General features: G+C 62.3%; 12 protein-coding genes. 5 read left to right on the forward strand and 7 right to left on the reverse strand.

The window, feature by feature from the left end:
* Window positions 1–49: 49 nt before the first annotated feature.
* The 4 genes from FFM81_RS12480 to FFM81_RS12495 are packed head-to-tail and all read right to left on the reverse strand — an operon-like array spanning window position 50 to window position 5,043.
* Window positions 50–1,579: an aldehyde dehydrogenase family protein gene (locus FFM81_RS12480; protein ID WP_138386484.1), complete on the reverse strand. Its 1,530-nt coding sequence runs from the start codon at window positions 1,577–1,579 to the stop codon at window positions 50–52.
* A complete protein-coding gene (locus FFM81_RS12485) occupies window positions 1,579–2,358 on the reverse strand; it encodes an enoyl-CoA hydratase/isomerase family protein (protein WP_138386483.1) in 780 nt (259 codons plus the stop codon). Before FFM81_RS12485 ends, FFM81_RS12480 begins: the two co-directional genes overlap by 1 nt.
* The gene (locus tag FFM81_RS12490) at window positions 2,351–3,964 is read right to left on the reverse strand and encodes an acyl CoA:acetate/3-ketoacid CoA transferase (protein ID WP_138386482.1); all 1,614 of its coding nucleotides are present in this window, start codon (window positions 3,962–3,964) and stop codon (window positions 2,351–2,353) included. The genes FFM81_RS12485 and FFM81_RS12490 overlap by 8 nt, the downstream gene beginning before the upstream one ends.
* Before the next feature lie 5 nt (window positions 3,965–3,969).
* Complete coding sequence (locus FFM81_RS12495; protein WP_138386481.1) at window positions 3,970–5,043, reverse strand: LacI family DNA-binding transcriptional regulator; 1,074 nt, start codon at window positions 5,041–5,043, stop codon at window positions 3,970–3,972.
* 376 nt (window positions 5,044–5,419) lie between these two features.
* On the opposite strand from FFM81_RS12495, the gene FFM81_RS12500 reads away from it, so the two are divergent.
* Together FFM81_RS12500 and FFM81_RS12505 are read left to right on the forward strand one after the other, a co-directional pair.
* Complete coding sequence (locus FFM81_RS12500; protein WP_025415925.1) at window positions 5,420–6,955, forward strand: sensor histidine kinase; 1,536 nt, start codon at window positions 5,420–5,422, stop codon at window positions 6,953–6,955.
* Between the two features lie 62 nt (window positions 6,956–7,017).
* The gene (locus FFM81_RS12505; protein ID WP_003573739.1) at window positions 7,018–7,641 is read left to right on the forward strand and encodes a carboxymuconolactone decarboxylase family protein; all 624 of its coding nucleotides are present in this window, start codon (window positions 7,018–7,020) and stop codon (window positions 7,639–7,641) included.
* Window positions 7,642–7,701: 60 nt separating this feature from the next.
* On the opposite strand, the gene FFM81_RS12510 is transcribed toward FFM81_RS12505, so the two are convergent.
* Window positions 7,702–8,742 (reverse strand): alpha/beta hydrolase, encoded by a 1,041-nt coding sequence (locus FFM81_RS12510; RefSeq protein ID WP_138386480.1) that lies wholly within the window; start codon window positions 8,740–8,742, stop codon window positions 7,702–7,704.
* A gap of 213 nt (window positions 8,743–8,955) precedes the next feature.
* On the opposite strand from FFM81_RS12510, the gene FFM81_RS12515 reads away from it, so the two are divergent.
* On the forward strand, window positions 8,956–9,558 hold the full coding sequence (locus tag FFM81_RS12515; protein ID WP_003573742.1) for a nucleoside 2-deoxyribosyltransferase: 603 nt from the start codon (window positions 8,956–8,958) through the stop codon (window positions 9,556–9,558).
* A 33-nt stretch (window positions 9,559–9,591) separates the two neighbouring features.
* Here FFM81_RS12515 and FFM81_RS12520 read toward each other — a convergent pair whose 3' ends face one another.
* On the reverse strand, window positions 9,592–10,479 hold the full coding sequence (locus tag FFM81_RS12520) for a LysR family transcriptional regulator (protein ID WP_025415922.1): 888 nt from the start codon (window positions 10,477–10,479) through the stop codon (window positions 9,592–9,594).
* A gap of 129 nt (window positions 10,480–10,608) precedes the next feature.
* Between FFM81_RS12520 and FFM81_RS12525 the strand changes: the two genes are divergently transcribed.
* Window positions 10,609–11,460, forward strand: a complete 852-nt coding sequence (locus tag FFM81_RS12525) for an oxidoreductase (RefSeq protein WP_003573746.1) — start codon at window positions 10,609–10,611, stop codon at window positions 11,458–11,460.
* 77 nt (window positions 11,461–11,537) lie between these two features.
* Window positions 11,538–12,542, forward strand: a complete 1,005-nt coding sequence (locus FFM81_RS12530; RefSeq protein WP_025415921.1) for a ketopantoate reductase family protein — start codon at window positions 11,538–11,540, stop codon at window positions 12,540–12,542.
* Between the two features lie 40 nt (window positions 12,543–12,582).
* Here FFM81_RS12530 and FFM81_RS12535 read toward each other — a convergent pair whose 3' ends face one another.
* Window positions 12,583–13,524, reverse strand: a complete 942-nt coding sequence (locus tag FFM81_RS12535; RefSeq protein WP_138386479.1) for an alpha/beta fold hydrolase — start codon at window positions 13,522–13,524, stop codon at window positions 12,583–12,585.
* Window positions 13,525–13,534 lie beyond the last annotated feature (10 nt).

Genomic DNA, 13,534 nt, shown 5'->3' on the forward strand with positions numbered 1-13,534 from the left:
ATGCGGGACCCATTCCCGCACCGATCACCCGCCCTCCTCAGGCGTAGTTTCATGACCGGCCAAGCCGGCTTTCTGTCTGCGGCATCCACCAACTGGTGCGCTTGCCGATATGCATGTTCAGCGTCTTGGTCTCGGTATAGTCCTCGACCGCATGGCGACCGAGCTCGCGGCCGAGGCCGCTTTGCTTGTAGCCGCCGAAGGGAAGTTCCGAGGCACCGTCCATGAAGGTGTTCATCCAGACCGTGCCTGCCCGCACCGACCGGCCGACCGTCAGGCAGGTATCGAAATCGCGGCTCCAGACACCGGCCGACAGGCCGTAGTCGATGGAATTGGCGATCCCGATCGCTTCGGCCGTCGTCTCAAACGTCAGGACCGACAGGACCGGGCCGAATACTTCCTCACGCGCCACCGCCATATCGGGTGTCACTGCTTCGAGGATGGTCGGCGCCATGAATTGCCCCATGCCGAGGTCGAGCGTCTCGCCGCCATGCGCGACCCGGGCGCCGCTGCTCCTGGCGCCGGCGACATAGCCCGAGATCTTTTCGAGATGCTGCGGCGTGATGATCGCGCCGACCTGCGTCGAGGGATCGAGGGGATCGCCGACCTTGACCGCCTTCGACAATTCGGCAATCCGCTTGACGACATCGGAAGCGATCGACTTGTGAAGGATCAGCCGCGAGCCGGCATTGCAGCACTCGCCGGCATTGAAATAGGCGCCGAAGACAGCGGCATCGATGAAGGCGTCGAGATCGGCATCCGGGAAGACGATCTGCGGGTTCTTGCCCCCCAGTTCCAGCGAGACTTTCTTCAGCGTCTGCGCGGCATTCGACATCGTCAGTTTTCCGACGCCGGTCGAGCCGGTGAAGGACACCATGTCAACGTCGGGATGAGACGTCATGACCGCGCCGACTTCGGGTCCCCTGCCGGTGACAATGTTGACGACGCCCTCCGGAATGCCTGCTTCCTGCAGGATTTCGCCGAGCACAAGCGTCGATCCCGATGTCAGTTCCGAGGGTTTGACGACGGTCGTGCAGCCTGCGGCCAAAGCGAAGGGCAGCTTCTGGCCGACGATCAGGAACGGAAAGTTCCAGGGTGTGATGATCGACACCACGCCGATCGCTTCGCGCAGCACGACACCAAGCGTGCCATCGCCGAGCGTATTGTAGCTTTCGCCGTGAAGATCGCGTGCGAGTGCCGCGGCATAGCGCCAGATGTCGACCGAACCGGCAATTTCACCCCGTACCTGCGTGATGGGTTTGCCTGCCTCGATCGCGTCGAGAAATGCCAGCTCCTCCGCGCGTGCCGCGATCAGATCGGCGGCCTTGAGAAGGATGGCGGACCGTTCGGAAGCCGTCATCCGCGGCCATGGCCCGAGGTCGAAGGCCCTGCGCGCGGCAGCAATGGCGCGTTCGGCATCCCTCCTGCTGCCGGTCGGGAAGCGGCTGACCACGACCCCGTGGCTCGGCGCGACACGCTCGACCGGATCGGCGGCGCCGGCCTCCCATTTGCCGCCGATGAGCATCCTGAAATCGCGCGCTTTGTGGTTGCTCAATGCGGTGGGGTTGACGAGGACCGTCATTACCATTCTCCCTTGAATGTTGCCGGGCGCTTCTCGCTGAACGACGCGACGCCCTCCTTCAGATCGCCGGTCTTGGCCGCCAGGATCGAGCCCAGGGCTTCGACGGCGGTCCCGTTGTCTTCGCCGTTCGCCGATGCGATCATCAACTTGGCGATCTCGATGGCCGCCGGACCCTTTGCGGCAATCCGTTCAGCATAGTCCTTGGCGGCGGACAGCGCGTTTCCGGTTGGAACTACCGCGTCGACGATCCCGAGCAGGCGTGCCTCCTCAGCGGTAAAAATCTCGCCGCCCAAGGCCATGCGCCGCACGGCCTGCGCCCCGAAGCGGCGCACGAGACGCTGGGTGCCGGACCAGCCCGGGACCATTCCGAGGCCGGTCTCCGGCAGGCCGATCTTGATGTGTTCCTCTGCGAGGCGAATGTCGGCAACGCCGGCCAGTTCGAGCCCGCCTCCGAGGGCATGGCCGTTCAGGGCCGCGACCAGCGGCACCCGGAGCGTTGCCAGTCTTTCGAAGATACGATGGCCGTGCCGCACCCAGGCATGGCCGAACTCTTGAGGCAACATTCCGCCCCAGGCCCTGATATCGCCTCCGGCGGAAAAACCCTTCCCCTCACCCGTCAAAACAGCGGCGCGCACATTCGGGTTCGCCTCGACCGCATCGGCCGCCTCCGCCAAGGCTTTCAGCATATCGAGATCGAGCGCGTTCAGCTTCTCCGGACGAGACATCGTCAAGGTCGCAACATGTCCGTCGACGTCTACTCTGACTGTTCCGCTAGCCATGGAAGCTTCCCTTCAGCGTCCGTGCCCTTTTGGCCGGAAGCGACAGGCCGATCGCCGCTTCGCCGAAAAGCGCTGCATCCATGACCTTGAGATCGGGCGCGACAATCAGCGGAAACTCGGACTGATCGAGAATCTGGGACTGGAGATCGACGCCGGGCGCGATTTCGGTCAGAACGATACCTTCAGGCGTCAGCTTCATCACGCACCGCTCGGTGACATAGATGATGTCCTGCCCTTGCTCGATCGCCCGCCTGCCGCTGAAGGTGACGTGTTCGACCTCGTTGACGAGCTTCTTCAGCTTGCCTTCCCTTTCGATGAGAAGCGCGCCATCGGCGATCGAAAGCTTCGCTCCGGCGTTGAACATGCCGGAGAAGACGATCTTCTTTGCCCGCGCCGTGATGTCGACGAAGCCGCCGGCGCCGGCCGTCACATGCGGCCGGAAGGAGAGCTTGGAGACGTTGACCGAACCGTCCCTGCCGATCTCGAGGAAGGACAGCAGCGACGCATCGAAACCGGCACCCTGGAAATAGGTGAACTGATAGGGAGACGGCATATAGGCGTCGGCGTTGGAGGCGCAGCCGAAGGCGAAGTCGAGCAGCGGCACCCCGCCGACCGCCCCTTGCTCGATGACCCAAGTGACCGCGCCGTGAAGCCCCTCCTCCAGCAAAATGCGCGGCACGTTGGCCGAGATGCCGAAGCCGAGATTGACACAGCTGCCCGCCTGCAATTCCTGCGCGACGCGGCGCGCGATGACCTTCTGAACATTGAATTCCGGGACGCTGAAGCTATCGAGCGGACGGAATATCTCTCCTGAGATCGCGGGATCGTAGCCTGTCTGGGTCGTCTGCTTCTGTTCGGGATCGACGACGATATAGTCGACCAGCATGCCCGGCACCCGGACGTCATGCGGTTTCAACGAACCTTCCTTGGTGATCCGCTTGACCTGCGCGATGACGATGCCGCCATTGTTGCGGGCTGCAAGCGCCTGATCGAGGCCGCCGAGATAGGCGCCTTCATGCTCGTATGTGAGGTTGCCGCGCTCATCAGCGGTAGTGGCGCGGATGATGGCGACCTGAGGCACGATCGAGGGGAAGAACAGCCAGTCGTCGCCCTCGAAGCTGACGCGCTTGACCACCTGTTGTTCCGAAGCCCGTTCGTTCATCGCACAGCCCTGCCGCCGGGGATCGACGAATGTGTCGATACCGACCTTGGTCAGGACGCCCGGCCGCTTGGCGGCAGCTTCGCGATGGATGTCGAACAGGATGCCGGAGGGAATGTTGTAGGCCGGGATCTCGTTACTGGTGATCATCTGCCAGATCAGCGGCGGCTCGGACGATGACGGACCCGAGGGATAGGAGCCGCCGATGATGCGCTTGAGCAGCCCCTTCCGGGCGATGTGATCGACGCCCTTGATGCCGCTCATGTCGCCGGCAGCGATCGGATGCAGGGTGGTGAGATCGCTCGGATGACCGGTCGCATCGAAGCGCTCGCCAATCGCCTTCAGCATCAGGTCCGGGCAACCGAGACCGCTCGACGACGAGACCGTGACAACGGCGCCATCCGGGATGAGCGCGGCCGCCTCGGCTGGGGTGAGATGCTTCTGCATGTGCGTTACTCAGCGTCCTGTTTCGATTTTACGCTCTTGCCGGTCCTTGGCGGCGCGGCCTTGCCGGCCCCGCAACTTTCGCGGACAACGAGCCGAACGGCTGTGGTCACCGTCTCCGCCTCGGCCTTACCTGCATTGATCTGCTTGAGCAGCATCTGTGCGCCGCGTCGCCCGATGCCCTGCGGATCGACTGAAACCGTCGTCAGCGCCGGAACCGCCGCCTGCGCCTCGATGACGTCGTCGAACCCCACCACGGCGAAGTCGGCGCCGGGCTCCAGGCGGCGGGCGCGCAATCCGTCACAAACGCCGAAAGCGACGGCATCGTTGAAACAGACGGCCGCGGTCGGCCGACGGCCGAGCGCGATCGCTTTTCCGATCGCCTCCACCCCGCCGGCCCGCGACGGCGCCGACGAGATGACGAGTTCCTCGTGAAAGTCGAGCCCGGCTGCCTCCACGCCGCTTCGGTAACCGGCAAGCCTGTCGTCGAAGACAGCGGTGTCGGGAAAACCACCGAGGAAAGCGATGCGTTTGTGGCCGAGCCCGGCCAGATGCCTGACCGCCGACACCATGCCGGCCCGGTTATCGGAGACGATCGACGAGACCTTGGCGCCGGGCAGGTTTCGAACGACGACGACGACCGGAATCCCGGCCGCCACGAGCGGCTTGAAATCTGCGGCATCGGTGGCGCGCGCCGGCGAGACGATGAGGCCGGAAATGCCGTGCTCCCGCATCGATGCGACAACCTCACGCTGCCGGTCGATGCTCTCGCCGGTGTTCGACAGGAACTGCACGAAGCCGGCCGACTGGACGACCATATCGACGCCGACCGCCAGCTCCGCAAAAAAGCTGTTCGTCAGGTCGTTGACGACGACCCCGACGATCCGCGACTTTGCGCCGGCCTGCCGAAGATTGGCGGCGCCGCGATTATAGACATAGCCGAGTTCGCGCATCACGGCATTGACCCTGGAGCGCGTCCCCTCATTGACCAGGGAGGAGCCCTGAAGCACCAGCGACACCGTCGACTTGGAGACGCCGGCGGCTTTCGCAATGTCAATGACAGTGACCCGCGCCTTTGTCATTTTTCCTCCCGACCACGCGTTGACTTAACGACAATTATTTGGAACGTTCCAATTCTGTCAAGCGGAATCTAAAACGAGATATTATCGATCTCGATTTTGTTCACTTATTTTTCCTTCCTTGACGCAAGATCCTTCGCTCGAGATTGGAACGTTCTAAAAACAGAGACCAATAAGCACCATCGTTCGATATTTTCGTCCGGCAGAAAAGGGAGCGGACGAGGCATGTTTTTGCCCATCGGGGTCGCCTCGAGCGAGGCGGCCGATCTCCTCTTTCCAAGTCTCCCCCGAGGAGCTTCTGCAGACCTTTAGCGAAACTTTATCGTTTCTGACCAATGCTACGCATGCGTGCAACGCGCCAGATTTGAAGCAGGGCCGGATGATGCCACACTCGTTTGAATCCATTCTGGAAAACCTGCCGCAGGGCATCGTTCTCCTCGATCCTGCCAGCGCGGTAACGGCATTCAATTCCCGCACGCTCGATATTCTCGGTCTGGCGGCAGGCGCGATCCGCAAGGGAATGACGATCGACGAATTGCCGGGTACCAGGGACTGCCGCGCCGTGGCATCGAGGCGGTCGACCACCGGGAAACCACAGATATCGCAGTTTGCGCTTTCCGACGGACGGATGATCTCGTTGACCTCAGCCCCGTCGAAGGATGGAGGCTGGATCCTGAGCTATGAAGACATCTCTACTCTCATCCGCGTCGAAGACAGCCTCACCGAACAACATCACCGGTTCGACGCGGCCCTTAGGAACATGCCGCATGGGCTGTGCATGTTCGATTCGACAAAGAAGTTGATCCTGTGCAACCCTTCTTACGCACGGATGTACAATCTGCCGGAGTCACTGACCCAACCAGGCACGCCGCTTGTCGATATCCTGGCCTATCGGAGCAGCGTGGGAAATGGCCCGGTCGACACCGCGACCTATTTCGATGTGGTGTTCGAAGCGACGGCGCGCGGTGCGGTGGCCAGCCAGAACATCGTGCTGGTCGATGGTCGCGTTATCAAGATCACCCACAATCCGATGCAAAACGGTGGTTACGTGGCCACCCACGAAGACGTCACCAAGACAGTGCGGCTTGCGGAAGAGCTGCGCCGGCATCACGATCAGCTCGAAACGACGGTGCAGAGCCGCACGGCGGAAGTTGAGCGCCAGGCGCGGGAACTCGAGCGAATGCTTGCGCAGGAGCGCAACATCAACGAATTGCAGCGGCAGTTCGTGGCAATGGCGTCCCATGAATTCCGAACCCCGCTCGCCATCATCGACGCTGCCGCCCAACGGCTGCTGCGTAAAAGAGGGGCAGTCGAGCCCGAATTTCTCAGCGACAAAGTCGACCAGATCCGCGCATCAGTGAACCGGATCGTCGATCTGATGGAGAGCATCCTTTCGGCCGGGCGCCTTGATACCGGCAAGATCGATATCAGCTATGACGCCTGCGCCTTGCGATCATTGATAAGAACCTGTTGCGAGCGTCAGTCGACGATCGCCAAGACGCACAGCTTTGCGTTGGACATCGACCGGTTGCCGGAGTTCATCGATGCCGACCGCCGCGCTTTGGCGCAAGTCTTTACCAACCTGCTGTCCAATGCCGTCAAATACGCGCCCGGAACCTCGGAGATTCGCGTCACCGCATGGGAGGAGTCGGGAAACGTCAAAGTCTCGATCAGCGATGACGGCGTGGGGATCGATCCCGAAGACGTGCCCCGGCTGTTCCAGCGCTATTTCCGTGCCGGGAGCTCGACCGGAATTGCCGGAACCGGCATCGGCCTTAACCTGGTCAAGCAGATCGTCGAACTCCATGACGGCTCGATAGAAGTTCGAAGCGCAAGAGGACGCGGATCGACCTTCACCGTCACTCTTCCGATCAAGCGAACCGGTAACGCTTCCGAGAACAGTGACGCCGCCTGACATTTCAGGATTGCTGTCCTCATTATCTACCCTATCCTTCTCCTATAGAGGAGGACCATGCCATGGCTTTCATTCACACCCCCAATGCATCCGCCAGCGAGAAGACGACGTCGATGTATGCATCGGCCGAGGCGAATTATGGTTATCTGCCGAACATGTACCGGGCCTTCGGACACCGGCCGGAGGTGATGGAGAACTGGGCAGCGCTGCTTTCGAGCATTCGCGGCCATATGAGCCTGAGGCGCTATGAACTGGTGACGCTTGCTGCCGCCAAGGAGCTGAAATCCTCTTATTGCATGCTGGCGCACGGCTCCGTGCTGCTGCGCGAGGGTTTTACCGGCGACGGCCTGACGGCTGTCGTCAACGAGACGGAGAAAGCGCCGATCGATGCCGGTGAACGGGCCATCATGGCCTTTGCCGCCAAAGTGGCGCGCGATGCGACGTCGGTGACCCAGCAGGATATAGACGGACTGAAGAAACACGGGTTGAGCGATGCCGAGGTCTTCGACGTCACGGCTGCGGCGGCCGCCCGCTGCTTCTTCTCGAAAATGCTGGATGCGCTGGGGGCTGCGCCCGACCATGCCTATATGGAGCGGCTGGAGCCGAATGTGCGCAAAGCGCTCAGCGTCGGCCGGGAAGTCGAACGGCCTCTGGCGCCGTCACCGGCACGCGGCACATCGCAATGATGATGGGGTAAAGAGAGGATGCTTGGGCGGCGGCCGTTGCGATCCTGCTCCTCCCGCCCCCTACTCCGGTTTGTCCGCAAAATTCCGGATCGCAAATTCGGCGATTTTCTGGCTCGACCGATCGGCATCGTCGAGCAGGGATGGAAACAGCTGCCACTGATGCGGCATGCCCGGCCAGACCTCGGTCGTGACATCGACACCTGCCTGGCGTGCCTTGTCGGCGAGCCGCAGCGTATCGTCGAGCAGAACTTCACCGGAGCCGACCTGCAGCAGCAGCGGCGGAAAGCCCGTCACGTCGGCATAAAGCGGCGATGCCTGGGGATCGGTCGGAGACCGGCTGCCGAGATAGACCTTCCGCAAGGTCTCGATCGAGGCCTTGCCGACGAATGGATCGCTATCGGCATTCGCTGTCATCGATCCGCCGGTCGCGGCAAGATCAGTGATGGGGCTGAGCGCCACCACGGCCGCCGGCAACGGTTTTGCCGCCTTCATCTGCCGCAGCACCGTCTCGATAGCGATATTGCCGCCGGCGCCGTCTCCGGCGACGATAACGTTTTCACTGCGATAGCCGTTGTCGAGCAGCCAGCGAAAGGCCGTCAGCGCGTCGTTGATCTGAGCGGGATAGGTATATTCGGGCATCAGCCGATATTCGATCAGAAGCACGTCGCTGGATGCGGCCTTGGCGAGCGAGCCGGCAAGCAGACTGTGCGTGCGGATGGAGCCGCCGGAAAAGCCGCCGCCATGTATATAGAGGATCACCCGTTGGCCGATCGGGTGATGAAGACGGGCGGGCCACATCAGCTCGGCATCGACGCCGTCGGCATCGACCTGCCGGACCTGGACGCGCGTCGGCCCCGGCATTGTCTCCATCAGCGTCCTGAAAGCGGTGCGGCGCTGCTGCAGGCCATCGGCGCCGGCAAAATGATCCTTCCAGAGTCCGACGAGTTTTTCGACCTGGTCGCGCGAGGCCTGGCTTTGCGGTCCAATGTCCTTGCCGATCGCTGCCGATGCCGCGAGCATCAGCGCGGCCCAGACGGGAAACAGACAAACAAGCCGCTTTGGGGCTTTTCGAATACCCGCTGGCAAAATCCCACCGCTCATCAACTTCTCCCGACGATGCTGGCCATGCGGCATAATTGGCCGGTTCGTCCACCGGAGTCAAAAGGGTGAGGCCGGAACCTTGGGCTGCTCCTCAAAAAACGGACAATGCCTGCCGGCACGGCTTGCTATTTGCCGCGCATCCGTCGGAAATGGGCTCCGTGCCTGGCTGCCCCGACCCCGGCGCTTCGTCTCGTGTGCAAGTGAAGGATACCGATGACCACCATTTACCTTGCCGGCCCGGAAGTTTTTCTTCCGGATGCCATGCCGATCATGGCCGAAAAACGCCGATTGGCGCGCCAGTTCGGCTTCGAACCGACCGGTCCCGGCAGCGACGAAAACCAGACGCCGGTGAAGCGGACCGCCGCCGAGATCTACGCACGCAACGACGACGCCATGCGTCGAGCCGAGATCTGCCTCGCCAATATCACGCCGTTTCGCGGCGTCAGCGCCGATCCGGGGACGGTCTACGAGATCGGCTTCATGATTGCGCTCGGAAAAGCGGTCTTTGCCTATACCAATCACCCCGACGATTATGGGCTGCGTGTTCGCTCGGTCTGGTATGCGGGGCTCGAGATCGATGAGACGAGCGGGCGCCCACGCGGACCGGATGGCATCGCCATCGAAAATCACGGCATGGCCGACAACCTGATGATCGACGGCGGGGTCGAGGCGACGGGAGGCAGAGTATTCCGTGCGGCCGCGCTGCCGGCGGACCCTGCCCGCGATCTGGCGGTTTATTTTGCGGCGCTGCAGACGATCGCAGGCATGCATGCCGATGGCCGCCGACTTCACCACGCGGGTCCGGTTCCGGGTTGAGCGACGCCGGCGACGGACAGAAAACTTGAGCTTTTACTCCGCCCGCATCGCTTCGATAACCGCCCTGAAGCCTGCCGACATGTGGCGGCGGCTCGGATAATAGAGATAGAGCGGTTCCTCCGGCTGGCACCAGTCATCCAGCACCTGAACGAGTTCGCCGCTGGCGATCGCCCTTTCCACGCGCGGTTCCCAGATATAGGCAAGACCGACGCCGCCGAGCGCTGCCTGCATCATCAGTTCGTGATCGTCGAGCGACAGCGGTCCGGTCGGCTGAAAGCTCACCGTCTGGCCGTTCTTTTCGAACTCCCAGGCATATCGCGCGCCTGATGGAAACATGTTCTGGATGCAGAGATGGCGCTTGAGTTCGTGAGGTGTTGCCGGTTTCGGCCGGGTCTCGAAATAGGCGGGCGAGCCGACAACAACCAAGCGGATGCGCGGCTTGATGCGCAGTGCGATCATGCCGTCGGTGACGCGTTCGCCGAAACGGATGCCGGCATCGAAGCCTTCCTCGACGATATCGACAAGCCGATCCGTCGCGTTGATTTCCAGCTGCAGATTGGGGTTCTTTTTCAGTAGCGGGCCAATGACGCGGCCGATGACGAAAGGACCGATCGAGTTCGGCACGTTGATCCTCACCTTGCCGAAGGGTGTGTCTCGGTAGCGGTTCAGCGCGTCGAGCGCGGCGGCCATCTCCCCGAAGGCCGGATCAAGATGCGACATCAGAAGTTCGCCGGCCTCGGTCAGCGAGACGCTGCGTGTCGTGCGGTTGAGCAGGCGGATACCGATTCGATCTTCGAGGTTGAGCACGGCATGACTGATCGCAGAGGCGGTGACACCCCGCTCCTCGCCCGCCTTGCGAAAGCTCTTATGCCGCGCGACGGCTGAAAAGGCTGCGAGCTCGGAAAGTTCGGTGGCGCGCATTGCTGAATTACACTCATCATAGTTTCGAGAATAACAAATCTTATACATCAGCGGATTTTCGGTCAAATTCACCCCGTCGGCACAGAGATGCGACGCAAACGAAACAAAGCAGCCCGAAAGGAATTCGTCATGAAAGTCTGGTTCATCACCGGTGCATCCCGCGGCTTCGGCGCGCTGATGACCAAGGAAGCCCTCGCCGCCGGCGATGCCGTCATCGCCACCGCCCGCAACCCGAAGACCGTGACCGAGCAGTTCGGCGATCATCCGAACCTGCTTGCCGTCGCCCTTGACGTCACCAACGAGGCACAGGCAAAAGAGGCCGCGGCTGCCGGCATCGCTCGCTTCGGACGCATCGACGTTCTTGCCAACAATGCCGGCTACGGCTTGCTCGGCGCCGTCGAGGAAGCCACCGCCGAAGAGATCGAAAAGCTCTATGCTACGAATGTCTTCGGCCTGCTGAAGGTGACGCGCGCGGTGCTCCCCTATATGCGCCGCCAGCGTTCCGGCCACGTGCTGAACTTCTCCTCGATCGGCGGTTACTTCGGCTATCCCGGCTGGGGCATCTACGGCTCGACGAAATTCGCCGTCGAGGGCCTGTCGGAATCGATGGCGGCCGAACTCGAACCTTTCGGCATCAAGGTGACGATCATCGAGCCCGGGTTCTTCCGCACGGACTTCCTCGCCGACACGTCGCTGGCGATCAGCCCGGCCTCCATCGCCGATTACGAAGGCACGCCGGCCGGCAACATGCGCAATTTCGCCGCCGACGCCAATCATGCCCAGCCCGGCAATCCCGCCAGACTCGCTGCCGGCATCGTGACGATGGTCAATTCGGCCAACCCGCCGCTACGCATGCCCTTCGGCAGCGATACGGTGGCAATGATCGAGGCGCAGCATGCCAGCGTCGAAAAGGAACTAGCCGCCTGGCGTGAGCTTGCTTTGTCGACGGATTTTCCGAGCGAGGCAACGGTCTCGGTCTGAAGCGGCAAAATCAACATTCCCCTTATGCTGGGGATGACCTAAGTCTAGGTTCGACCACGACCATGAAGAGGCGATGCATGCCGATAAAAACCATCTCTATCTATGGCGCCGGCGCCCTCGGCGGCGCTATTGCCGCCAAGCTCGCCCGCAGAGCCGGAAACGACGCCACCATCTCTGTCGTCGCGCGCGGGGCGCATCTCGACGCCATCCGCAGGCATGGTCTCAGCCTGCGCGAAGCCGATGCGGAAACGCCGCTCAACGTTCGCCTGACGGCGACCGACGATCCAACGACATTGCCGCCGCAGGATCTCGTCATCACCGGTCTCAAGGGGCATCAGTTGGCGGCCGCCGCCGAGGGTATCGCCGGTCTCCTGAAGCAGGGCACCCGTGTCGTCATGATCCTCAACGGCATTCCGTGGTGGTATTTCCATCGCGATACCAATAGCAGGCATGCGGAACTGCAGTTCGACGAACTCGATCCAGGCGGCAGGATTTGGCGGCTGATCGGGCCGGAGCGGGTGATTGGCTGCGTCGCCTATCAAGGCGCTGAGGTGGTCAACCCGGGTGAGATCCAGCTTTCCCACAAAGGCCGCTTCGTGCTCGGCGAGCCCTCCGGCGAAATGTCTGCCGATCTGGAGGCCATAGCAGCGGTGCTGACCGGCGCCGATCTCAACATTACGACCACGCCGGAAATCCGCAGCGAAATCTGGAGCAAGTTGATGGGCAACGCCGCCTTCAACCCGATCAGCGCTCTGACCCGGGCGCTGATGACAGACATCCTGGCGGACCCGGCGCTGATGGACATGGTGAGCAAAGTCATGAAGGAAGTGCGCGCGGTCGGCGATGCGCTCGGCGCGCACTTTTCCATGACAGTCGAGCAGCGGCTGGAACAATCGCGCCACATCGGCGGCGTTCGGACATCAATGCTGCAGGATCTGATGGGCGGCAAGCCGCTCGAAATCACGCCGCTGGTGGGCATGCTGGTGGCGCTCGGACGCCTGACTGCCGTGCCGACCCCGGTATCGGAAACCATCCTGGCGCTGGTGACGCAGCTGGACCGGGAAAACCGGCGCGGCAGCTGATGCGGGATAGTGCGGCCGGGATAAATCCGGCCGCTCTCGCTTATTTCCCAACCTGCTCGGCCCAGTTCGGCGCCTTGCCGCCGCCGTCGAGGAAATTCATCGCTACATTCGCCATCAGCGGCGAAGCGAAGGTCTCGTAATGGGTGAGATCGGGCAGAATCGCCAGCCGATTCTTCGACATGTTCTCGCGCATCCAGCCGGCATCGCGCAGGCCGCCGCCGAGCTTGTGGTAGAAATCGATCATGTGTTCGGGGCGGATCATGTCGGCATCGCCGTAGATCAGCATGACAGGCACGGTGAGCCTGGCGACGGCATCGCTATAATCCTTGGGTTCGCGCATCAGCGCACCCATGGCGTCGAGCAGCTTCGGAAATTCGGAAACGTCGGGCGCCACCGCCTTGTAAGAGAGGAACATCGGCGTGTCCTTCATCATCTCGGCCATGCCGGCGCCGACGGCCGCCTGCTGCGGCAACATCTCCGGGAAGAAGCCGTTCTGCGCATAGGGCGCCGAGAGGATCACCAGGCGGCGCACCTGGTCGGGCGCGTTCGCCGCCATGTTTAGCGCCACCCCGCCGCCAAAGGAATAGCCGAAGACGTCGAGCTTGTCGTAACCGAGCTGCTTCGCCAGGATCGCAAGATCGGCGCCGATTGCCGCAAGGTCGATCGGCCGCTTGCCGAGCGGCGTGCGGCCATCGCCCTGCAGATCGACGGCGATCACCTGCCGGTGGTCGGTGAAAACAGGCATGACAGGCGCGAACATCTCGATCTGTCCGAGACCGCCGTGAAGCAGCAGCAGCGGTTCGCCCTCGCCGCGGATCTCGTAATAATAGTCGATGCCGTTGACCGGCAGACTTCCCTTCCTGACGATCGGTGCGACCGCCTTTTCCTCGATACCAGCCGCGCCACCGGCGCCTGCCATATCGGGCGCCGCCAGGAATGCGGCAGCGGTTGCGATCATCGAAATCAGCCTCATCTTCGACATGTCCTTGCTC

The sequence above is a fragment of the Rhizobium hidalgonense genome (assembly GCF_005862185.2).
GTDB classification, from domain to species: domain Bacteria; phylum Pseudomonadota; class Alphaproteobacteria; order Rhizobiales; family Rhizobiaceae; genus Rhizobium; species Rhizobium hidalgonense.

Excerpts from the sequence above, each read along its gene's own strand:
- FFM81_RS12480 (WP_138386484.1), bottom strand. The coding sequence starts at position 1,579 with ATGACGGTCCTCGTCAACCCCACCGCATTGAGCAACCACAAAGCGCGC.
- FFM81_RS12485 (WP_138386483.1), bottom strand. The coding sequence starts at position 2,358 with ATGGCTAGCGGAACAGTCAGAGTAGACGTCGACGGACATGTTGCGACC.
- FFM81_RS12490 (WP_138386482.1), bottom strand. The coding sequence starts at position 3,964 with ATGCAGAAGCATCTCACCCCAGCCGAGGCGGCCGCGCTCATCCCGGAT.
- FFM81_RS12495 (WP_138386481.1), bottom strand. The coding sequence starts at position 5,043 with ATGACAAAGGCGCGGGTCACTGTCATTGACATTGCGAAAGCCGCCGGC.
- FFM81_RS12500 (WP_025415925.1), top strand. The coding sequence starts at position 5,420 with ATGATGCCACACTCGTTTGAATCCATTCTGGAAAACCTGCCGCAGGGC.
- FFM81_RS12505 (WP_003573739.1), top strand. The coding sequence starts at position 7,018 with ATGGCTTTCATTCACACCCCCAATGCATCCGCCAGCGAGAAGACGACG.
- FFM81_RS12510 (WP_138386480.1), bottom strand. The coding sequence starts at position 8,742 with ATGAGCGGTGGGATTTTGCCAGCGGGTATTCGAAAAGCCCCAAAGCGG.
- FFM81_RS12515 (WP_003573742.1), top strand. The coding sequence starts at position 8,956 with ATGACCACCATTTACCTTGCCGGCCCGGAAGTTTTTCTTCCGGATGCC.
- FFM81_RS12520 (WP_025415922.1), bottom strand. The coding sequence starts at position 10,479 with ATGCGCGCCACCGAACTTTCCGAGCTCGCAGCCTTTTCAGCCGTCGCG.
- FFM81_RS12525 (WP_003573746.1), top strand. The coding sequence starts at position 10,609 with ATGAAAGTCTGGTTCATCACCGGTGCATCCCGCGGCTTCGGCGCGCTG.
- FFM81_RS12530 (WP_025415921.1), top strand. The coding sequence starts at position 11,538 with ATGCCGATAAAAACCATCTCTATCTATGGCGCCGGCGCCCTCGGCGGC.
- FFM81_RS12535 (WP_138386479.1), bottom strand. The coding sequence starts at position 13,524 with ATGTCGAAGATGAGGCTGATTTCGATGATCGCAACCGCTGCCGCATTC.